The organism is uncultured Fibrobacter sp., assembly GCF_900316465.1.
Classification (GTDB): domain Bacteria; phylum Fibrobacterota; class Fibrobacteria; order Fibrobacterales; family Fibrobacteraceae; genus Fibrobacter.
The window spans coordinates 48584-70458 of the sequence record NZ_ONDD01000009.1 but is presented as its reverse complement, the minus strand read 5'-3'; the positions used below and the strand labels follow the sequence as shown (position 1 = coordinate 70458).

Below are 21875 nucleotides of genomic sequence, written 5' to 3'. Positions count from 1 at the left end.
GTTTTAACAAAAATATACATTAATCCCGCCCGTAATACAATGCCCTATAAAAAGGAACCCCCGGCGATTGCCGAGGGTCTCCCTTGATTTGCTTTTGTCGCGCTCTTACGAGAGTCTGGAAATCATGTAACCGGCGCAGACTGCAGTACCGATCACGCCAGCCACGTTCGGGCCCATGGCGTGCATCAGCAAGAAGTTCTGCGGGTCATACTTGGCACCTTCCACCTGAGAAACACGGGCGGCCATCGGCACGGCGGACACGCCGGCGGAACCGATGAGCGGGTTCACAGGGTTCTTGGGAGTGCACTTGTTCATGATCTTGGCAAGGAAGAGGCCTGCAGCGGTCGAGAAACCGAAGGCCACCACACCCATAGCGATAATCATGAGAGTCTGCGGACGCAAGAAGATGTCGGCAGACATCGTGAGGCCCACGGAAGTACCGAGGAAGATAGTCACGATGTTCATGAGTTCGTTAGAGGAGGTCTTCACCAAGCGTTCGACAACGCCGGCTTCCTTGAAGATGTTACCAAGCATAAGCATGATGATAAGAGCAGAAGCATCGGGCACCACGAGGATGCACACGATCATCACCATCACGGCAAACACGATGCGTTCGGCCTTGGACACCTTGCGCAGAGCCTTCATACGGATCTTGCGTTCCTTGTCGTTGGTCATGAGGCGCATGATAGGCGGCTGGATCAGCGGAACGAGGGCCATGTACGTGTAAGCTGCCACGGCGATAGGTCCGATGAGGTGCTTTGCTAATTTGTTTGCAGTAAAGATGGAGGTCGGACCATCAGCACCGCCGATGATACCGATAGAGGCTGCTTCACCGAGAGTAAAGCCACCGAAAGCCACTGCGCAGAACATGGTCGCAAACACGCCGAACTGAGCGCCACCGCCGAGGAGCAGTGTACGCGGGTTAGCGATAAGCGGTCCGAAGTCCGTCATGGCACCCACGCCCAAGAAGATGATGGGCGGGAAGAGTTCCAGGTGGATACCCTGGCTGATGTAGTAATAGAGACCGGCAGTCGGGGTAAACATACCTTCGATGCTCCAGCCACCATCGTAGAATCCCGCACTCGGGATGTTCACCGCCAGTGCGCCGAGAGAAATCGGCAAGAGCAACAGCGGCTCGTACTTTTTGACAATCGCCAAGTACATCAGGACGAAACTCACGATCCACATCACGATCATCGAAGGGGTGACGTATGCGAATCCGGTGTCGCCTGCGAACTCAACGACCGAATTTAAAAGAGAACTCATTTATCTGTACCTCTTAGGCGATGGTCATGAGAGTCTGGCCGTCGACGACAGTGTCGGTTTCCTTGACGGCAATGGAGTTCACGGTGCCGGCGCACGGAGCGACGACCGGGTTTTCCATCTTGAGAGCTTCGATGATAGCCACTTCCTGGTTGGCGGTAACGGTGTCGCCGACCTTGACCTTCAGTTTGAACACGGAGCCAGCGAGCGGGCTCTTGACTTCGGTACCACCGGCAACAGCAGGAGCGGCGGCAGGAGCCGGAGCGGCAGCGGGAGCTGCAGCAGGAGCGGCGGCAACGGCGGCATTGGAATCAAGAACTTCTACTTCGACATCGTAGGTCTTGCCTTCGAAACTGATACGGACGGTTTTCTTCATTTTGATATTTCCTGGCTTAAAAGCCTGTTGAGTTTTAAAAGTTTACCTTACTTGACGATCGTCCAAGCAGGAGAGTTAATGTTTCTGTAAGCAGTCACGCGGCAGGGCTGACCGATAGCCTGGGTCGCCGCTGCGGTCACGAGGGCGAGGAACTGGTCGTTGCTCATGCCCGGGTGTTCTTCGAGGGCTGCCACGGCGGCAATGCCGAGGAAAGCCTGGAGCTGCTTGTTGGTGAAGCCCGGATGAACGCTCTTGGCGTTCGGATCCCAGTCGCAGTGGGCAGGACCGATGGTCACCGGTGCTGCAGCGGCGGGAGCGGCGGCCGGGGCAGCCTTAACTGCAGGTGCCGGAGCCTTGTCCTTGTTGAGGCCGAGCTTGGCCATGATGAAGTTCATGAGGTAGCAGAGCACCGTGAGGCCCACGATGACGCACATCACCACGATAAGACCGGTTGCCTGGAATTCGATCAGGGAGCCGATACCGAAGGTGTCGGAGTCACCCTTACAACCCTGTTCGGTCGAGAATTCGCCCTTGCAGTAGGTCGAGCCCAGCTTGGCCTTGGCGATGGGCAACACCTTGTGGCCGCCGGCGTTTTCGATAGAATCGCGAACGTCGCGTGCAAGAACTGCCTGATCGTAGGTCTTATAGAGAACCGAATGGTTACCAGCGTGATTTTCCACGATCTTGTAAACCATGTCGTCATTCATACCCGGCATAGAAAGCTGCGCCTGAACCTGGGCGGCATCGGAGGGGAGCATGAGTCCGAGTTGTTCATCGAACTTGCCCTTCACCTTTGCTGCAGGCTGCGGAGCAACGAGAGCCGGCTGCTGCACATCCTGGGCCGGGGCGGCGGGAGCCACTTCCTGAGCTTCGGGTGCATTGGTCTGTGTTTCGTTCATATTGGATTCAATCCATTCTTTTGGGTTTCTGTTTTGTAAAAATCAGCGACGAAAATTTAGAAAAAGCGGCGTTTGAATAACGCCGCCGAAAGCTACATCACCCCGGTTTCAAGCCCTTTTACGGGGATATAACGAACCGAGCCGTCGGGAGAGATAATCATGGCCACACCGGCCATGTAATTCACCCATTTCCATTTTTCGTAAAAGCGCACATTCGCATGCCCGTTCGTCACATAGGCAAGCAGCGGGACAACTAGGTAGTCGTGCGAAACCAAGAAGCTAACACGCCCCATTTTGCCCAAATTCGCCAAAATTTCTTTTTGCAGCAGTTCCTCGCTGCGCGTTTCCAGGTCATAGAAAACATCCGGGTAAGCGCCTAAAAAAGCGTACCTGGAACACACCACCCAGCCGCCGCCATCGGAATTCGAATAGCTTTCGAACTTCACGCTGTCTTTCATGTACCAGTCACCATCAAGCCCGGCAAGGACATCCAAGCTGTACTTGGATTGCCCATAGCCCAAGGCAATGTTTTCGCAGGTTTCCTGGGTGCGAGTGTAGCCCGAATAACCGAAGTAGAATTTTTCCTGATTCACGGCAGCAAGGCGCTTCCCCAAATCTTGGGCGTACTTTTTCCCGTTGTCGGTCAAGTGGCCCTTGGCGCCTGTTTCACCGGTGCGTTCGCTGTGGCGGATAATGAACACGACCTTTTCGTCGGCAGCCAAATTCGCATAGACTTCTACAAGGTCGGTAAAGCCATCGGCTCCTTGCGGGGTGGCAAGGCGCCAGGCACCGGCATCGTAAATGTAATAGTTGTCATGGATGACGCGGCCTTCGCGAATTTCCCGGTCGTATTCACCCGGGCCAAAGCCCACCGTATCTTTTTCCATGGGTTGCGCAAGGCGCCACTGGAATCCATTCGCATCGCAAATAAAACGTACCGCCGAATGGTCCGATGTTTCGTAGTCATTTGCAAAATAAGCACTCTGGCCTTGGTTCACATAAGTCACTGTTCCCGCATTCGCTTCGGAGCAAGCTTCAAAGGCGTAAGCCAGCGGAATAAAGCCACGCATGTAGCTTTCAAAATTCGGCACATTCCCGCCGTAGGCAGACGTTACGTTGTTACGAATTTCGCCATAACGCCAGTTGCTATCGAGCCCTACGATCCAGTCGGCAATCTGGATTTTCCAGTTAGGATCATTCCATACGCCGTCGCCCTTCAGGTCTTCACCCAAAGTGGCAATAAAGTTCTGCGTTTCTTCTTTGCTTGCGCGGTTCTGCACCATTGCCGCAATGGCAAGCAATACGGCGTTAGAATCCATCGCATACTGCAGGGAATCCACCCCGAAGGCCGCAAGCGCTTCGTACTTCGCACGCTCCACCGCAGAATCCAACGGGACATGGTTCATCAAGTGCTGATCCACACGGGGGCGAGCCAACAAATCCAATATATTGTTCACCGCCACGGAATCGGCAGCAGCAATCCGGTCCTCTAGAATTTCAAAGGTATAGAGCGGTGCATAAATCGGTTCAAGGACCTGAACCGCCTGGGTATCGGGCTTTACCGCTACCGAGCCCTCGTTAGCCGTTTCGCCTCCGTTTACGACACTACCATTATTTTCTGCACTGCACCCAAACAAGAACAGGGTTACTGCCAAGGCAGCACCCAAACATTCCACACACCACTTTTTTTTCATACGCAACCTACATCGTCATGGTTCCGGAATCTAGTCCCCTCACTGGCACATATCGGATTGTTCCGTCTTTCCCCATGATGATTGCAAGGCCCGCCAAGTAGTTGATCCATTGCTTGGTATCAAAGTAGCGCAGGTTCACCTTCTTGTCGGTGAAGTACGCCGTCAGCGGAACCACAAACATATCGTGCGAAATAAACACGCCCACTTTTTTCACGTTCGCAAATTCAGGCTTGATAATTTCCGTAATAAAGCTTTCGCTGTAAGTTCCAAGGTCGTAGAATGCATCGGTATACGAGCCCTTGTATGCATATTCAGAAGCCACGACCCAGCCGCCGCCATTGTTGCTCTTGTACTGTTCGAGCTTGTTGTTGTCCTTCACGTACCATTCGCCGTCAAGCGCTTCGATCGTGTTTTCAGTGAAGCTCACGCCTGCGCCCTTAGCGACATTTTCGCAAGTTTCCATGCTTCTCGTGTAGGTCGAATTCGCAAAATAAATATCTTCGCCTTTCAGCTTGGCGCCCACACCCTGCGACTGGGCCTTACCTTCATCGGTCAAATGGCCGTTCTTGCCGGTATCATCGCTGCGCTTGGCATGGCGCAAGAAGAAGATGACCTTTTCGCCCGACTTCAGGTTCTTGTACACATCTTCAAGGTCTTCGAATTCCTGAATATCGTCACTTGTAGCGGCACGCCACTTCTTGGTTTCGTCATCGTAGACATAATACTTTTCTTTATCGACGCGGCCATTCTTGATTTGGCCCGGATATTCGCCCTTGCCGTAGCCGTAAGTGTCCTTTTCGACAGCGGTAGCGGCGCGCCATTCATGTGTATTGGCATCGCAGATAAAGCGGACCGTCGGACCCGGCTGATCGTAGCCGCCCCCGCAGAAATAGGCGCTCAGGCTGTTCGAAATGCAAAATACCGAATCGGCTTTCTGCGCATTGCAATCACCAAAGTTATAGGCTCTGGACCAGAAGCGCTTCAGATGCTTTTCAAAGTCAGGGACCTCGCCCATATTCCAGCTGGCGATATTGTTGCGAATCGTTGCGTAAGAACCGCTGGTATCAAGCACCATGAGCCAGTCAGCCAGGTCGGCCTTGGCGTTGTTGTCGTCCCAGTTGCCGTTACCCTTAATGCGGTCGGCAATGCCTGCGGCATAAGACATCATCTCGGAGCCCGAGCCCTTGCGCTGCATCATGATAGAGATTGCAAGGAGGGCACCACTGTACTCGTCACCATCAAAGAGTCCAATATCTTCGGCAAAGCGGCCATCGGTCGTGAGCTGTTGCTGCCCACCAAAGTTCCAACCACCAAAGCCACCGCCGCCACCGGTACTACCGGAGCCAGAAGATTTATCCCACTGGATATCAAAGCTCGAAAGGATATCGCGCAGGGCCTGCGCCTTGACAGCACGAATCGGTTGGTTGTTACCGCTATTTTCCACAAGCTTGAGCACGCGCTCCGCTTCCATGTGGGTCAGGATATTCACGTTCACCGTATCTTTTTCGGTCACGTCGACCACGGCTTCAAGCGTCACCGCCTTAGAAGAAAGTCCGCCTGTCAGTTCACTGCGGTAGTAACCATTTGCCTTCACACGCAAATAGGGCGAAACATAATCTACGCTGTCAAAGCTGTAGTTGCCATCGCCATTCAAAATACAAGTCTTGTGAGTACGCTTGGAATCAGCCAAATGCTGCGTACTGTCGAGTTCGATCAGCTTAATGGATGTACCGTAGCGGAACGGGCCCTTTTCAGCGACACCGACCAGATGGGCGCCCACGATACGCGGTTCAGCCGTATCGACAGCATCCGTATTCACCGTGTTGCCAAAGCCCCAAGTCGAAGAGCCGCCATGCGAACTTGAGCCCTTCTCGTCGTCATCTTCGACACCCGTGTACATCTTGCCGTCGCGGCAAGAAATTCCCGTGGCCTGGGAGACCTCTTCGGAAGGAACCCACTCACCCGCCAAGCAGAAATACAGAATATTTTCGCTCTTGACCAAGAAGGATTCGCCCTCGCTTTGGGCGGTACATTCCGGCAAGGCCTCTACATCGACCACTGTCGTGGTATCTTCAATAACCGGATCTTCAATACCGACAACCGCACCCGTCGAAGAACTGGAATTACCCGATCCACCAGGTTCGCCAGGTTCACCCGGTTTGTCAGGGTCAGCCGCACTCGAAATCGGACGGCCTAAAGAATCTTTCTGGACAACACCACTGGAGCGTTTTTCCCAGCGAGAGCCGCTGGAGCGGCCATCATCGTCGCCATCACCGTAATCGTCTCCAATTTCATCGGGATCAAGTTCTTCGTTCGAAGAAGACGAACTACCGGAACACGCCTGCATAGAGAAGGCGAACCAAACAGAGACTATAATCCAAAACAGGCGATTCATTCGTCGATCCTAAAAAGCTACTCGCAATATAACAAGAAACTACTTTTTTTTCAACGAAAAAGCTAATAGAATTTGCCAAAGCCCCCCGCCTGCGCAAGGGCAATGCGTCTAATCACAGAAAAACTGCAAAAACGGAACTTTTTAGCGCATTTTTCCAGTTTCGAGGAACCTGGAATGCATTTCGAAAGCCCGTTCCAAGGCCAAGGGCATGTGTAAACCCTTCGCATGTTTCAGGCTGTATTCCAAGAAATCCGTGAGCGGTTCGCGGAAATCCGGATGGGCGCAATTCTTGATAATGAGTCTTGCACGTTCTTCGGCGGCAAGCCCACGCAAGTCGGCAAGTCCCTGTTCCGTCACGAAAATCATGGTATCGTGATCAGTCTGGTCCACATGGCTTACGTAAGGCACAATCGAACTGATGGCACCGTCTTTGGCAACCGAGGGAGTCAAGAAAAATCCGAGTGCGCAGTTGCGCGCAAAGTCAGCAGCGCCACCAATTCCGTTCATCATCGAAGAGCCCGAAACAAGGCTGCTGTTCACATTGCCAAAGATGTCGGCTTCTAGCGCCGTATTCATGGAAATCACGCCCACGCGGCGAATCACGTCGGGGCTGTTGCTCACCTCTTGCTGGCGAAGCACCAAGTGTTTTTTCCATTCGGCGGCATTTTCAACGAATTCCTTCTGCGCTTTTTCGGACAAAGTAAGAGCCGTACCCGAAGCGACACCGAGCTTGCCCTTCTTTAAAAGCGGGAACACGGCTTCTTGAATGACTTCGGTATAAAGGTCAATCGTTCCAAGGCGGCTATCGTCGGACATGGCGCTAAGGACAGCATTTGCCACCTTGCCCACACCGCTCTGGAAGGCCATTCCCTTGGGGAGTCGACCCTTGCTTTCTTCAAAGCAGATAAAGTCCAGAATGCGTTCGCCGATATTTCTAGAGACTGCATCCGGTTCTACGAACGGATTCACTTCGTCGAGGCGAGATGTTTCGACAACGGCGATGACCTTGTTCGGGTCGATTTTAACGAATTCAGAACCCACGCGATCGCCGGCGCTATAAATGGCCAGCGGCTTTGCATGCGGCGGGAGTTCCGGAAGTGCGGTGTCATGGATTCCCATAAAGGAATCGCCCAGGCGCGTATTCAATTCCAGAATAATCTTGGGTGCCATCTCGAGGTAAGTCACCGAGTTTCCGCCCGAGGTCGAAAGGCATACGCGACCGTCGCTCAATATGGCCGAGACTTCAATAATAGCGACCGTCGGCGCAGGCACAGCGCCCGTACGCACGAGGTAGCCCATCTTGCCGAGGTGGGCATCAATGTACTTGATTTGGCCGGCGTTAATCGCCTTGCGTAAACTCGGATTGCTCTGGTAAGGCATTCTAAGCGACACCGCCTGCGCCCGAGCTAAAGCCCCGTCGCAGCTGTCGCCCGTAGAAGCTCCAGAAAAAAGCGTGACCTTAAAAGGCTTGCCTTCGGCATGCATCTTTTCGGCACGCGCGGCCAAAGCCGTAGGAACCTCTTTGGGGTAACCGGCCAAAGTAAAACCGGAAACTCCCAGCACATCACCATCGTTAATCATTGCTGCGGCATCGGCCGCCGAACACTTTTTCGCATCAAACCAAGTCATAGTGCCGTAAAAATAATTTTTTAGATTTTCCCGTGTGAAACATTTTATCAAATACAACTTGATTGGCGTTATGAACACGCTCATTACCCTCGCCTCGGTTTGGGTAATGCACCAAATACTCGACTGGAACCTAGAACTTTCGAACTTTCTCGGGTTCATTTTCGGCGCCATCAACAGCTACTTGATGAACCGCATTTGGAACTTCAAGAGCCACAACCGCAAGCGCACCGAAATCATCCGATTCATCCTCGTGTTCCTTGCGGCCTACGCCTTGAACTTTGTAACGCTCGAAGCCACCGTTTACGTTTTGAACACCGCCTGGTGCAAACCGTTCACCGACTTCATTTCGCAATTCATGAAACCCGGCTTCTTCGCAAACATCGTCGCCAACGGCGTATATGTCGTCGCAAGCTTTATGCTCTACAAGAAGTGGGTGTTTAAATAGACAAAAGAACGGACCTACGGTCCTACAGACGAGAGATGTTTATATGCATTCTTGCCGAGCGATGGCAATAGGCTGTTAGCCTATTGTCGGAGCGAAGGGCGAACAACGAGTGACTAATCCTTTTGGAGTTCTCATATGTCGTTGTTCGCATATACAAAAAGGGCGCCTCGCGGCGACCCTTTTTTGCAGCTGAGCTGCACAAGCTTTTCAAGAATTCCGATTAGAACGGTACGAGTTCAACACGGCGGTTCTTAGAGCGGCCCTTCTTCGTCTTGTTATCGGCGATCGGCTTGTCGGAGCCGAAGCCCACAGCGCGAACGCGGTCAGAAGAAATACCGTTCTGGATGAAGTAATCCACCACAACCTGGGCACGATCCTGAGAGATCTGCTTGTTGGTTTCTTCGGAGCCAGTGTTGTCGGTGTGACCCTGGACTTCGATGTTGGCGGTGTTGAACTTCTTCATGAGCTTCACGATGTTGTTCAAGGTCTTGTAGCTTGCCTTGGTGAGCTTCTTGGAGCCACTCTGGAAGTTAATACCCTTCTTCAACTGTTCGAGGTCTTCAGCCTTGTTGAGCGGGCAACCCTTCTTGTCGATACGTACACCTTCAAGGGTATTCGGGCACTTATCGAGGAAGTCAGCCACGCCATCCTTATCGCTATCGACCGGGCAGCCAACGGTGTCAACAGATGCACCCTTCGGAGTATCCGGGCACTTGTCGAGACCATCGTACACGCCATCCTTGTCTGCGTCAGCAGCGCAACCCGTAGAATCAACAGGCACGCCCTGCAGAGTATTCGGGCACTGGTCAATACCATCCGGGATACCGTCCTTATCGAAGTCGAGCGGGCAACCCGTATTGTCAACATTCAAGCCGGCCTTAGTATCCGGGCACTTGTCGAGAGCATCAGGCACGCCATCCTTGTCAGCGTCGGCCGGACAACCCGTAGAATCAACAGGCACACCCTGCTTGGTGTTCGGGCACTGGTCCTTAGCATCCGGAATGCCGTCGCCATCGAAGTCGCCTTCGCAACCTTCAGCATTCACCTGGGCACCTTCGCTGGTGTTCGGGCACTTGTCGAGAGCATCAGGTACGCCATCCTTGTCAGCGTCAGCCGGGCAGCCGAGAGTATCAACAGCGAGGCCAGCAGCAGTGTTCGGGCACTTGTCGAATGCATCGGCAACGCCGTCCTTGTCAGCATCAGCCGGGCAACCCGTTTCGTCAACCGGGAGACCTGCCGGAGTATTTTCGCACTTGTCGAGACCGTCGTACACGCCGTCCTTATCGGTATCCTGCGGGCAACCAACAGAGTCGGCCTTCACGCCTGCAGCAGTGTTCGGGCACTTGTCGAGAGCGTCAGGAACGCCATCCTTGTCGAAGTCCGGTTCGCAACCGAGAGAGTCGACGCTTGCGCCACCGCGAGTATTCTGACACTTGTCAAGGCCGTCAAAAATACCATCCTTGTCAGAATCCTGCGGGCAACCGAGGGAATCAACCACAGCGCCGGCCGGAGTCTTTTCGCACTGGTCCTTGGCATCAGGTACGCCGTCGGCATCGCTATCGGTCTGCACGTCCTTGACGTTACCGCCGAAGCGCCAGGTAAGGGCTGCAGTCACAGCAACCGTCGGAGTCGGAGCATAGCCATAGCTTACATTACCCGTCGTATTGGCATGATGAATCATGTGTTCATTCACGTTCTTCAAGTCTTTTTCGCTATCGTAGCCGAGGTTATTAAGAGTGCGGAAGGCAATGTCAGCACCCAAAGCGAAGTCGATGTGCCACGGCAGATGGAAGCGGAAACCCGGAGTCAGGAGCATCGGGTCGTCCATCGGGTCACGACGGTATGCACCGTCTTCGATACGCATTTCGCCGGAGTATTCAACAAAGATGTCCATCCAGCTGGTCGGCATCACGTTCAAGCCCGTGCCATAAACCAAGGTATTGGTACCCTTGTCGGCATAAACAAAGCTTGCATGGGTGTTCCACAAGACCGGCACACCAAGTGCGCCGAAGTTCAAGGAGAGCACCACGGTTCCAGCGTAGCTAAATCCACCAGCGGTATACGGGTGGGTAACACCGCCGTTGTCATTCAAATACCAGGCATGACGAGGACGCACGCCCACGTTTTCGTCACCGGTCGGGAAGTAGACATCACCCTGGATAGCGAGGCCAAAGAAGCTCTTGGCATCACCCACGAGGCCGGCCTTCAACCAAACGTCCAGGTCGCCGCGGCTAGCTTTCCAAAGATCGCCTTCGCCATCGCCTTTCAAGTTGGCGTGGTCGTAGTAAAGCGGAAGGGCAACACCGAGGTCAATGAAATCCTTCAGACCAATTGCAGCATGAACATTACCGCTAAGAGTACCCGCATTCCTATGGAAAGAACGTTCCGTGTTTCCCTGGTAAAGCACGCCACCACGGGACTGAGACCAAGCGTCCGAAGAAATATCTCCACCCGTACCGAGTTCGATACCCCACTGACCCAACGTGTAGGCGTTGTGTTGATGAATACCGGAGGTACCACCCTGAAGCCCGGACTGGGCAAAGGCAAGACCGCCAGCGACTAGTGACAAAGCAATGATTTTTTTCATTGTATCCCTCGCATGTCTTTATTACATTTTGATTCCAATGTAGTATTTTCAGCAAATTAAAACTAAGTGTGACGCCGCTCACACCCCAAAATAGCCCCGAAAATCAGTAGATTTGCAACCAAAAGTTCTTGACAGGCATCTAATTAGCGATTATGAACCCGATTTTATCTATCCAAAATATCCGCCGAGACTTCAAAATGGGCGACGAAACGGTCCACGCGCTGCGTGGCGTCTCTTTTGACATCTATCCCGGCGAATTCGTGACCATCATGGGTACAAGCGGTTCCGGCAAGTCGACCATGTTGAATATTTTAGGTTGCATGGACAAGCCGACCTCCGGCGAGTACATTCTAGACGGTCAGCATACCGAAAAATTAAAACGCGACGCTCTCGCGAAAATCCGAAGCAAAAAGCTCGGGTTCGTATTCCAGAGTTACAACTTGCTCAGCCGAACCACGGCTATCGAAAACGTAGAACTTCCCTTATTATACAACTCCAGCGTGTCTGCCGCAGAACGCCACCGCCGCGCTATCGAAGCTTTAAAAATGGTCGGACTCGAAAGCCGCATGAACCATTTGCCGAACCAGCTTTCGGGAGGCCAGCAGCAGCGAGTCGCCATCGCACGCGCCCTGGTGAACGACCCAGTGATCATTCTCGCAGACGAAGCCACCGGAAACTTGGATACCCGCACCAGCTACGAAATCATGATGATTTTCCAGGAACTGAACCGCCAAGGAAAAACCATCGCCTTCGTGACGCACGAACCCGACATCGCCACTTTTAGCGGGCGAACCATTACACTCCGCGACGGACTCCTGAAAAAAGACGTGAAGAACGAAAACGTGCAAGACGCCAAGGCAGCCTTCGAAGCCCTCCCTCCGCCGGAAACGTTTGAGGAGGAAGAATGAGTCCGTTTACTTTAATCAAAATTGCACTCAAGGCTTTGCTGCGCAACCGCATGCGCACCTTCCTTTCGGTGCTCGGCATCGTGATTGGTGTCGCGGCGGTGATCGCCATGGTCGCCATGGGCGAAGGCTCCCGAATCTCCATCAAGGAACAGATGACCGCGATGGGTTCCAACGCCATCATCATCATGCCGAACCGTGACCGTCGCGGCGGCGTGCAGCAGGAATCTACCAGCGAGCTCCTCGAAGAAGCCGACATTATCGCCATCCGCGAAAATGCCACCTACATCAACGGAGTTTCCCCGATGATGACCGTGGGCGGGCAGGCGATTGTAGGCAACAATAACTCCCCCACGACTTTGAGCGGAATTTCTGCCGACTACCTCAAGATTCGCAACTACGAAATCGAAGATGGCGTCATGTTCGATGATGTCACGGACCGCATGTCCAAAGTCTGCGTTATCGGGCAGACCGTCGTCAAGAACCTGTTCCCCGAAGGCGACCCCATCGGCAAGACCATTCGCTACAAGAACATTCCCCTGAAAGTCATCGGCACCTTGAAAGCGAAAGGCTCCGGCGACTTCGGGCAAGACAACGATGACGTGATTTTCACGCCTTACCAGACGGTGATGCGCAGGTTCTCTGCAACCACAAACATCCGCCAGATTTTTGCGAATTCCATTGGCGAAGGCTACGCCGAAAAGGCGACTGAAGAAATTATGGGAATCCTGAAGGAACGTCGCGGATGGACTAAGCCCGTTGACCCGTTCCGCGTATTTACGCAAGAAGAAATGATTCAGACCATCACGAGTACGTCTGACATGATTTCTCTGGTGCTCACGATTATCGCAGGCATTAGTTTGTTTGTAGGCGGTATCGGTATCATGAACATCATGTATGTTTCCGTCACGGAACGTACCAAAGAAATTGGCCTGCGCATGGCCATCGGTGCCCGCGGCAAAGATATTATGTTCCAGTTTTTGTTTGAATCGGTGATAATCAGCCTGCTAGGCGGCATTATCGGGATTGCTCTCGGCATCGCCGCCTCCGAAGTCGTGAAAATAGCCTTCAACATGCCCATGAGCGTCTCGGTGACCAGCGTGATCGTGAGCTTTGCCGTGTGCTTTGCGACAGGCGTATTCTTTGGCTGGTACCCCGCCCGCAAGGCAAGCCGCCTTGACCCGATTGAAGCCTTAAGGTTCGAATAGATCATCATACCATGGAAGATTCTTCATACAGCGGACGGCCATTCCGTCCGTATCACGGCTCGTGTATTTTACTACAGAATCGGCTGAAGAAAAGATGAAATAGTAGTTATAAGAATAGCTGTCTTCCGGACCGCTCCAAAAATAGGCCCTTTCGCCGATGCCACTATAGTCATCAGACAATACTCCCGAAGGGAGAAGCGAAAAACCGAAGGCATCGATTCCATTCGCCCCGTCTTTCCAGCCGCTTGTTGATTTGAGCATTTTCCCTGCGATAGAGTCGCCACCTACCGTACGGAATAACGTTTCGAAATCGGTATCGTCTGGTAAATGATATCCCGAACTACTCGGACAAAAAGCATTATGAAATGTATGTAATGTGCCATATTGATCGCAATAGCTAACAGAGTCGTTATAGCAATAGATTCCGCCAAATCGATCGCGCGAGGATTCATCATTGACATTTTCTGCCATCCACATTTGGCAACCGATTTTTACCGTCTTATAAATTTTACCCGATATCTCATCGACAATCTTTCCGTATTTACATGTATCTGTATCGGCAGTTTTGCATGGGGTTGCCACAGAATCGGTACAGAATCTTTCTTCTATACATTGTTCCCTATCGTGGAATAGAGGTTCTTTTTCAATCGAATCCTGCACGCAGCGGACTGACCACCACGTATATCGGTTGAGAGTAGTCACACAAGCGCCATATTTGTCTAGGTTCAATCCGTACAGAAAATTCGTAGACCAGCCGGAATGCATCATCGAAGAGTCATGCCACCATTCCGTGGTACCCCAAAAGCTTGATTCTTTTCCCTCGTCACCACACTCTTTCGAGTTGCAGTAACCTGCCGGACGAGCAGAAAATCCGAGTCCGTCCACGGGAATTTCAGTTATATTCCAGCCTTCTTTCGTTCTCAAGATTTTTCCTGCTTCGTATTTTCCTACCAAATTAATCAGTTCGTTCCATTCATCCCGACTAGGTATATGCCAGCCGGAAGGGCATAGTTCAGATAAGCCCCATCCGTCATAGAGGCTACCATATTTTTTACAGTATTCCGCCGAGTCATTGTAGCAGCGACTGTCGCTTGTCTTATAATTCAGGTTTTCTGCCATCCATCTCTGACGTCCGATTTTAACAGTCTTGTAGATTTGGCAATCCCTGTCATCAATGATTTCGCCATATTCACAACTGTCTTCGTTTTCCGTTTTGCATAAAGCGGGTCCAGATACCGAAGAACTGCTCTCAATCTCGTTCGTGTTTGAACTAGATGAATTAACCAAAGAAGATGAAGAGGAACTCTGTGCTTTTCGGGAAGAACTCGACTCATCTGCTTTTGCCGATGTGGAATCGTCACAAGCGAGAAGAGTGAGCAGAGCAAAAGTCACGGTCAAACGAAGAAATATATTTTTCACCTAGCACCTCCAAAAAAATGCAAGGGAAAGATAAAAATTTTATTGAAGGCAAGCCGCTTGGACCCGATTGAAGCCTTAAGGTTCGAATAAGGTAAACACGGTCACAAGAAAATGCAATGTAATACATTTGTTTGCAAACCTGATTGAAACTTAGCCGAAGATTTCTTATAATTACCTTACGTCACCCTCGGAGGTTTTTATGAGAAGGCTCAAGAAAATCAAGCCAATTGCAGTTGCCGCGTCTCTTGCATTTTCGGCTACGGCTGCAATGGCCGCCACCACCCCCTACGATTTGATTCGCCCCACCTGGCCTTTGAGCTGGGACTCCACAGCATTCAGCAAGTTCGATACTACGGGAACAGGTATGATCGATGCTTTAAACATCGATAAGACTCCCGCAAGCTTTAAGGCGGGCGCCCTGATGCCCGACACCTTGGACCAGGCCTACTTTGATGCTATCAACTCCAAGATTTCGCCGATTCGCGTGAACCAGGCGGGCTATTTGGAAAGTGACAAGGAACGTCTGTTCTACTACATAGGTTCTGCCAAAGAATTTGAAGTTGTGGATGCAGACGGCAAATCGCTCAAGACCAAGGTAACCGGATTATTATCCAACACCCTAGTTACAACCCAGAGCGACTGGACAATTGTCGGAAGCAGAGATGCTGTATCCTATCGTTACAAGGTGGCATTTACCGGCCCTTCCGGTTATATCTTTGTCGGCAAGATTCCGCAAAACGTACCCACCAACACACGCCTGCGCATTAAAGTGGGTGACGAAGTCTCTAGCACCTTTATTGTAAGCGACGACGTTTACACCATGACAAAGGATGCTGCACTCAAGTTCTTCGGTATCCAACGCAGCGGCAACTCCGAATCTTGGTTCCACGGCCCAAGTCATCTAAAAGACGGCGCAGGCAAGGTAGTACTCGGAAAAGATGCCGCTGAAGGCTATACGTCAAAAGAAGGAGCCTTGCAGGGCGGTTGGTACGACTGTGGCGACCACCTGAAGGAATCGCAGACGCAAGCATTTGCCTTTGCAGCACTCGCCTTGATGTCTGCCACGAACCCGACCAAGGACGTGGACCACTACGCCTACAATCAAGGTGAATTTGTAACGACCGACGGTATTCCCGACGTTTTGCGCGAAGCGAAACATGGCGCAGACTTTTTCCTGAGGGCTTACGAATTTGCCAAGGGCGTTATTGACGACATGCCCGTGTCCGTGGGCAATACTAGCAACGATCATATGTCGTGGAACCGCCCGGAAGCCCAAGATTATATGCCCGCAGCACGCGGAGGTTCTGCGGGCCGCGATGTGCGACTCGGCGAACTCGGCGCCAACGTTTCCGCTGAAATTGCAGCTGGCCTCGCCATTTTGGCCAAGAATTACAAGACTTACGACAAGGCCTTTGCAGACAGTTGCTTGACGGTCGCTGAAAAATTGTACGACTTTGCCAAGTCCTTGGCTCAAGGCGAAACATACAAGAACAACAAAGCCACTTTTACATCTTCCACCTACATCAACAACAATCGCGTCTACGACAAGCTTGCTCTCGCCTCGGTTGCACTCCTTTATGCCACAAGCAAGAAGGACTATGCCGACGATATGATTCGCGCCAAAGATCTTTTTAAATTGCAACAAGTTAACGACATCGGAGGCGCAGGTTACTTTGCGGGAGGATGGTTTACAGGCTTCAGCGGATCAATGCTTAAGGGGGGAACAAGCACCAACTTTGCAGACATGCACACCTACGCCCTGTATGCCTTGTACAAGCTGATTCTTGCCGACAAGACCAAGGCCACAACGGAATACGGCCTTACCGAAGAAGAACACCTAGCCGCTATCGAAGACTGCCTTGCCAGCATGATTGAAAATTTAGCCGACGAGGCCACATCAGGAAACGGATTGATCACCCTTCCTACCACTGCTCGAAACACATACCCGCTTCACTACGATTCCACATGGTATTCCTTATATTCCATTGGATCGCTTTATAACTTCGATCAAGCCGGAAATATCTTCGATGTTCTTGCCTACGCCGAAGTGGCTGCCGACATTGAAAAACAGGGAATCACCCTCCCGAACATTGAGGGTTCCGAATTCAAGGCTAGCGAAATGCGCCAACTCGGCATTAACCAGCTGAACTACTTGTTCGGCGTGAACCCCTGGGATGTTTCCTTTGTATTCGGCGTTGGCGACAAGAACGACGCCCACCCGCACCACAGAGCAGCAAACCCCGAAGGCAAAAGCATGCCTGGACTTAACTACAAATACGTCTGCCCCGTCGGTGGTCTTTTGGGCGGCCCCACCCCCTCTGAACAAAACTCTTGGAATAATAGTTGGTCTAACTTCATCATCGAGGAAACCTGTCTTGAGGGCTCAACACTTCTCTTGTCTGCCCTGACCCTTGTAAGTAACGGCGGCAGCGACTACTACGAAAAGAAGTGCGACAACTGCAAAAGCGGAGAAACATCACCCTTCTCCGGAGAAACCTATGCAACGGCATGTACTTACTCTGAAAACACCTTAGGCATGTTCAACATCAATTTCCATAACGAAAGCCTAGAAGATATTGACAGCGTTGTAGCCTACGTTTACTTTGAAGCAACCGAAGAGGACATTTCTAGCGGAGCAAAACCCTTCATTTTAAACTGTGAGCTATACGGTTTGGACGGTTTAATGCAGCTCTGTCCTGAAGATAAAAAGGATATGATAAAAAGTGAACCGAAAAAGGTCGAAGGCACTTTCAATACCTGGGAGCAACAGATTGACATCGGATCACTTGGTCTCGGAACATTAAAGAAACTTATTTTGTACTTTACCGCTGACAGCGGTTCTACCAGCGAAATCAAACTTGCCGACGCATGGAGCTTTACCGCACACTCCACGACCAAGGATGCACCCGTTTACGCAGGCGCCCCCAGCTGGCCTATGAATCAAGACAGGTACCAAGATCCACCCCAAGACCCCTACATCGTTCTCCGCAGCAAGGGCAAGCTCTTGTGGGGTTACGGCCCAGGCGAAACCACCAGCGACCGCGTAGGCTTTGTCAAGCCCACCGTCATCGCCAGGGCCCGCATGCAGGTCGCCAAGAACAAGCTCTACGTGCTTGCCAATGCACAAGGCACCAAGACCGTGAAAATCTTTGACCTGCTCGGCAACCAGCTGACGGTCAAGACCTTCGACGGCACCCGTGCCGAAGTGAACCTCGCAAAGCTCCCGCACCGCGGCGCCCTGATTGCAAGAGTCGTGCAAAACGGCAAGGTCCTTGCAACCCAGAGCATCAGAATCAAGTAAGTTCATTACATATCATGAAAAAAGTCGGCCCACAAAGCCGACTTTTTTTGTTTTTTCGTGGTACTCTTTCGGGAATTTTTCATATATATTTAGGGCATGAATCTGCTTGAATTTTTACAACCGATGCCGGTCGTGGGCATTCTCCGCGACATTCCCCAAGGCGCAGAAGAAGCATGCGTCAAGACCGCTGTTGAATGCGGGCTCAAGGCGATCGAAGTCACCATGAACACCGCTAACGCCGAATCGATTATTAGTGCCCTCAAGACCGCCGCCAAGCCTCACGGGATTTCCGTAGGCGCAGGGACCGTCCGTCACGGGAGTGACTTGGACAAGGCCATTGCCGCCGGCGCCGAATTCATTGTAACGCCCAATACGCGCAATGAAATCATCCGCCTTTCGGCCACGGCACGCATTCCGATTATTCCGGGTGCCTTAACCCCGACCGAAGTGCAGAAGGCTTTTGACTTGGGCGCTACCGCCGTCAAAATTTTCCCGGTGAACTGCGTGGGCGGCCCCGAATACATTAAGGCGTTGCGCGGGCCGTTCCGCGACATTCCCTTGATGGCCTGCGGCGGCGTGAACCCGGAGAACGCCGCAAGCTACTTGAAGGCCGGCGCAAACCTGCTTTCGTTCGGCGCAAGTATTTACGACCCGAAGCTGATGGCCGCAGGCGACTGGGCAACCATTGCCGAGCGCCTGAAGAAACTCCTCGCTTCGATTAAGTAGTCTGCAATGCGGTGCAAAGAAGAAACCTTCTTTGCACCATAATTACTTTTAAAAAAGGAAACCCTTTTTAAAAGTAATTTTCCATAATCGCATTAAACGTTTCCGAGTCGTTTTTGTAATCCGGGAAAAGTTTGTTGATCTTTTTCATCAGGGCACAACAAAGAGCAACCCGCTGACTTCTACGATCACGAGCTACGCTTTTTGCCCCCCACAAATGGGAGAAACTGTCGTTGTTCTCTTGATATGGATCGTTCAAAAACGCATATATGGGAACATTCAAAGCATTTGCGCACATAGCCACAACACGCTGCTCCGCAAACACCATTTGAGTTATAAATTCGCAGGGCATTTCCTTATTGTCCATCATAAAATCAATGGAACACTTTGTGTAGTACTCCAGCAAATCTTTGTCACCAAAATAGGCAAAAGCAGTATTGCATGGACGCACAGACCAATCCCACTTAGGGTCTGGAGCATATCCCTTACGTTTCTTAAGCAGTTCCAAAGGCAAATAGCAATCTACAAAGTCTTCTCGGTGTAAACATGCAAATTTTTCCTTGGAAAGGACTTCATTAAGATCCTTCCAAACAATCAAATCCGTATCAATCAATGCAACGGGAGAGCCTTCATTTTTAAGAGCAAACAATTTGGCTCCAGCCCAAAATATATTCTGATCTATAGAATCGGGAATATTCGATATAGTTTCGGTGTCAACACCCCCATTCCACAGGTCCATAAGGCCTAGAGATTTGTAATATTCCAAACCCACGTCATCTGTGTAAAGCTTTATGGACCCATTACACTTTCTCCACATCAATGCGGACAAAATCGTAGTAAGAATTTCAAAATCTTCTATAAAATATTCTTTCCCTTTGTTTTTTGCAAAAAAAGGTGCCGTACTATTGACATGAAGTCCTTTAATCATTTGTATTTTCCAAGTTTTCTGGTTCCTGGTGTTCTTCTTCCAATTCTATTGTTTTACGCTTCTTCGCCGTAGGAATCAACTCATCAAACAACAAGCCACTATTGGCCTGATACTCGCTAATGATGGTACGGTTTCCAATCCAGTTAAAAGTTTTTCCAAGGAACCATCTAGTTCTCTGAGCTGTTTTAACAAGCTTGGTTCCATAACCCGAAATCTGATTTTCATCAATATAGAACGGGTTCACAGCCCCAGTTCGATTGTTTCGTTTTACAGATAACAGCTGTGTTGATGGTCTGACAGGGAGGAATTCCCTATTGTAGAATAGAGGCATTTTCCCTCGACGGAAGCAAATATTACGACCGTCTTGTAGCTGTTGCGGAAGGAAGGGAATCCAGTTCAAAGGAACACGATTTTGGATAAGCAAAGAATATTCCGGCTCCTTCGTTGTATCCGATTCTTCTGCAGACGCACTTGTATTTGCATTCAGAGCATTCTGCTCATCAACATCTCTAAACACGGCGTCAGACAATGTCTTGCCATCTACCGTTCCTCCACAGCCGTCATTAATCTTTGTTTCAACACCCCACACCATATTGGCCATTTCGTCTCTTAAGAACTGCACTTCCTCAATGGGCGCCCCTTCCTCCGTCTTCTTTACCACAGGAGGGAACAATAGCCCCCTAGCTGTAGTAAAGTTATCTTTGGCAAACGCCTGTGTACTAGCGGTACCAAATAGGTTCCAACGATCGGTAAATTCATCGGAGTCCTTATTGCCGTCCACATCCTCTGCATCTTCTTCCATGTAAAGACGTTCGCCAAAGGAATCCTTTATGACAACTCCCTTTACATCAAGAACCACACCTGTTTCTGTTTCCAAAGGGATTATCATCCAATCATTACTGTACATGCTAATGTATTGCATAATGGCAGCTGTTGCCAACATGCTAAAGTCCTGTTCGTTGTCAGCTACCATATTAACTTTAGTGTTCTCAAATTCCCATAGCTTTTGTGACGGAGCTCCAGCAAAGTTGGCAGGAACAGGAATGTACGTAAGCAATTTGTCGATTTCATTCTCTGGGGAATTTTTTTCAATGATTGATTCCGAGCTGATATTTGAGCCACCACTGACATAGTTTAAAATATTGCCCTGCGTTGGAAAATTCGCACCAAATTGAGAAGAATTCCTCTGTACTACATCTGCGCCATCATTTCTTTTGACATAATTAAGATTCTTGTTATCAAAGGAATACCAAGAAAGACGTCCGTTATCATAATCTTCAGCTTCGTACTTTGTCGTACCTTGATGAATTTCTACCTGGTATCCTAACTTTTTGTTACTCCAAGCGCCATCTGTATATTTAGTGGGAAAATACTTTGAATCAAACCAAGCTACATATTCCTCTAGCAATTTCATCAACTTTGAGGCTGACGAAGGCAACGATTCCTTGAGTTCTCGTTCCAATTCAAATTTTTGTGAATCGGCTCTTTTATAAAGTTCATACCCATCAAACGTACGTTTATAGTATGCCGCAGAAAAATCCTTCAGCGCAGAGATATTCTTAACTTTCAAATCCTCTATGGGATTATTGGCATCGGAATGTTTGCTGAACTTTTCACTACAGAATTTGCTCAATAGCCATTCATGAATTTTAAGATAATCTACCGAATCAAATTTGCGACGAAGCTTCTTCTTGAACTGCATCGCAGATTGTATACGAATGTAAGGCGTTATCTCAGCATTCATTTTTTCCACTTCGTACTCCAAAGGAGTCTCTGTGGAATATTTGATCTTTTCGAGTTGATCATTTTCGTTTTTTAGGCAAACTTGATCAAATTTTTTTCTTACCGTCTTAACCTTCACGGATACGGGAGTTCCGCAATCATTTCCTTCAAAACGTCCAAACTGCCATTGACGCGCTAAAGACCAATAAGGATCAAACGTCTCAAAAGAAAGTGCTTTCTGGTAATCTTTTGTATGAGTCTTAGGCTCAAGCCTGCTAAAAACAGCCGTTTTTCGAGAGTAATCCAAATCATTAAAATAATTTGGATGGCTTTTGGAATAAGAAAAAAAGTCCGTATATAATTTTTTTACTGACGGCACGG

Annotated in this window: 15 protein-coding genes; 5 read left to right on the top strand and 10 right to left on the bottom strand. The window is 50.4% G+C overall.

The features are described from left to right. Nucleotides 1-105: 105 nt before the first annotated feature. From QZN53_RS05085 to QZN53_RS05060, 6 genes are all read right to left on the bottom strand, one after another. A complete protein-coding gene (locus QZN53_RS05085; RefSeq protein ID WP_163437804.1) occupies nt 106-1266 on the bottom strand; it encodes a sodium ion-translocating decarboxylase subunit beta in 1161 nt (386 codons plus the stop codon). 13 nt (nt 1267-1279) lie between these two features. Next, a complete protein-coding gene (locus QZN53_RS05080; RefSeq protein WP_073056323.1) occupies nt 1280-1639 on the bottom strand; it encodes an acetyl-CoA carboxylase biotin carboxyl carrier protein subunit in 360 nt (119 codons plus the stop codon). Between the two features lie 47 nt (nt 1640-1686). Next, complete coding sequence (locus tag QZN53_RS05075) at nt 1687-2538, bottom strand: hypothetical protein (protein WP_294651951.1); 852 nt, start codon at nt 2536-2538, stop codon at nt 1687-1689. A 92-nt stretch (nt 2539-2630) separates the two neighbouring features. After that, a complete protein-coding gene (locus QZN53_RS05070; RefSeq protein WP_163437803.1) occupies nt 2631-4232 on the bottom strand; it encodes a histidine phosphatase family protein in 1602 nt (533 codons plus the stop codon). 7 nt (nt 4233-4239) lie between these two features. Beyond that, nucleotides 4240-6627, bottom strand: a complete 2388-nt coding sequence (locus QZN53_RS05065; protein WP_163437802.1) for a histidine phosphatase family protein — start codon at nt 6625-6627, stop codon at nt 4240-4242. Between the two features lie 141 nt (nt 6628-6768). After that, the gene (locus QZN53_RS05060; RefSeq protein ID WP_163437801.1) at nt 6769-8256 is read right to left on the bottom strand and encodes an acetyl-CoA hydrolase/transferase C-terminal domain-containing protein; all 1488 of its coding nucleotides are present in this window, start codon (nt 8254-8256) and stop codon (nt 6769-6771) included. Between the two features lie 34 nt (nt 8257-8290). Between QZN53_RS05060 and QZN53_RS05055 the strand changes: the two genes are divergently transcribed. After that, a complete protein-coding gene (locus QZN53_RS05055) occupies nt 8291-8701 on the top strand; it encodes a GtrA family protein (RefSeq protein ID WP_163437800.1) in 411 nt (136 codons plus the stop codon). 220 nt (nt 8702-8921) lie between these two features. Here the strand turns inward: QZN53_RS05055 and QZN53_RS05050 are convergent, their stop codons facing one another. Then, nucleotides 8922-11288 carry an OmpA family protein gene (locus tag QZN53_RS05050; RefSeq protein ID WP_205428124.1) on the bottom strand — a complete coding sequence of 789 codons (2367 nt, stop codon included), beginning with the start codon at nt 11286-11288 and terminating at the stop codon, nt 8922-8924. Nucleotides 11289-11440: 152 nt separating this feature from the next. On the opposite strand from QZN53_RS05050, the gene QZN53_RS05045 reads away from it, so the two are divergent. Next, on the top strand, nt 11441-12196 hold the full coding sequence (locus QZN53_RS05045; RefSeq protein WP_163437799.1) for an ABC transporter ATP-binding protein: 756 nt from the start codon (nt 11441-11443) through the stop codon (nt 12194-12196). Continuing rightward, nucleotides 12193-13401, top strand: coding sequence for an ABC transporter permease (locus QZN53_RS05040; protein ID WP_163437798.1), 1209 nt, complete (start codon nt 12193-12195; stop codon nt 13399-13401). Before QZN53_RS05045 ends, QZN53_RS05040 begins: the two co-directional genes overlap by 4 nt. Here QZN53_RS05040 and QZN53_RS05035 read toward each other — a convergent pair. After that, on the bottom strand, nt 13387-14820 hold the full coding sequence (locus tag QZN53_RS05035) for an FISUMP domain-containing protein (RefSeq protein ID WP_163437797.1): 1434 nt from the start codon (nt 14818-14820) through the stop codon (nt 13387-13389). The genes QZN53_RS05040 and QZN53_RS05035 overlap by 15 nt on opposite strands. A 199-nt stretch (nt 14821-15019) precedes the next feature. Between QZN53_RS05035 and QZN53_RS05030 the strand changes: the two genes are divergently transcribed. Beyond that, the gene (locus QZN53_RS05030; protein WP_163437796.1) at nt 15020-18121 is read left to right on the top strand and encodes a glycoside hydrolase family 9 protein; all 3102 of its coding nucleotides are present in this window, start codon (nt 15020-15022) and stop codon (nt 18119-18121) included. 96 nt (nt 18122-18217) lie between these two features. Next, nucleotides 18218-18847: a bifunctional 4-hydroxy-2-oxoglutarate aldolase/2-dehydro-3-deoxy-phosphogluconate aldolase gene (locus QZN53_RS05025; protein ID WP_088626878.1), complete on the top strand. Its 630-nt coding sequence runs from the start codon at nt 18218-18220 to the stop codon at nt 18845-18847. A 67-nt stretch (nt 18848-18914) separates the two neighbouring features. Here the strand turns inward: QZN53_RS05025 and QZN53_RS05020 are convergent, their stop codons facing one another. Both QZN53_RS05020 and QZN53_RS05015 read right to left on the bottom strand, forming a co-directional pair. Beyond that, nucleotides 18915-19772: a DUF6734 family protein gene (locus QZN53_RS05020; protein ID WP_163437795.1), complete on the bottom strand. Its 858-nt coding sequence runs from the start codon at nt 19770-19772 to the stop codon at nt 18915-18917. Next, nucleotides 19765-21873, bottom strand: a complete 2109-nt coding sequence (locus QZN53_RS05015) for a hypothetical protein (RefSeq protein ID WP_163437794.1) — start codon at nt 21871-21873, stop codon at nt 19765-19767. Before QZN53_RS05015 ends, QZN53_RS05020 begins: the two co-directional genes overlap by 8 nt. Nucleotides 21874-21875 lie beyond the last annotated feature (2 nt).

Coding starts and splice junctions, on each gene's coding strand:
- QZN53_RS05040 (WP_163437798.1), top strand. CDS start 12,193: ATGAGTCCGTTTACTTTAATCAAAATTGCACTCAAGGCTTTGCTGCGC.
- QZN53_RS05080 (WP_073056323.1), bottom strand. CDS start 1,639: ATGAAGAAAACCGTCCGTATCAGTTTCGAAGGCAAGACCTACGATGTC.
- QZN53_RS05045 (WP_163437799.1), top strand. CDS start 11,441: ATGAACCCGATTTTATCTATCCAAAATATCCGCCGAGACTTCAAAATG.
- QZN53_RS05030 (WP_163437796.1), top strand. CDS start 15,020: ATGAGAAGGCTCAAGAAAATCAAGCCAATTGCAGTTGCCGCGTCTCTT.
- QZN53_RS05070 (WP_163437803.1), bottom strand. CDS start 4,232: ATGAAAAAAAAGTGGTGTGTGGAATGTTTGGGTGCTGCCTTGGCAGTA.
- QZN53_RS05085 (WP_163437804.1), bottom strand. CDS start 1,266: ATGAGTTCTCTTTTAAATTCGGTCGTTGAGTTCGCAGGCGACACCGGA.
- QZN53_RS05060 (WP_163437801.1), bottom strand. CDS start 8,256: ATGACTTGGTTTGATGCGAAAAAGTGTTCGGCGGCCGATGCCGCAGCA.
- QZN53_RS05065 (WP_163437802.1), bottom strand. CDS start 6,627: ATGAATCGCCTGTTTTGGATTATAGTCTCTGTTTGGTTCGCCTTCTCT.
- QZN53_RS05075 (WP_294651951.1), bottom strand. CDS start 2,538: ATGAACGAAACACAGACCAATGCACCCGAAGCTCAGGAAGTGGCTCCC.
- QZN53_RS05025 (WP_088626878.1), top strand. CDS start 18,218: ATGAATCTGCTTGAATTTTTACAACCGATGCCGGTCGTGGGCATTCTC.
- QZN53_RS05020 (WP_163437795.1), bottom strand. CDS start 19,772: ATGATTAAAGGACTTCATGTCAATAGTACGGCACCTTTTTTTGCAAAA.
- QZN53_RS05050 (WP_205428124.1), bottom strand. CDS start 11,288: ATGAAAAAAATCATTGCTTTGTCACTAGTCGCTGGCGGTCTTGCCTTT.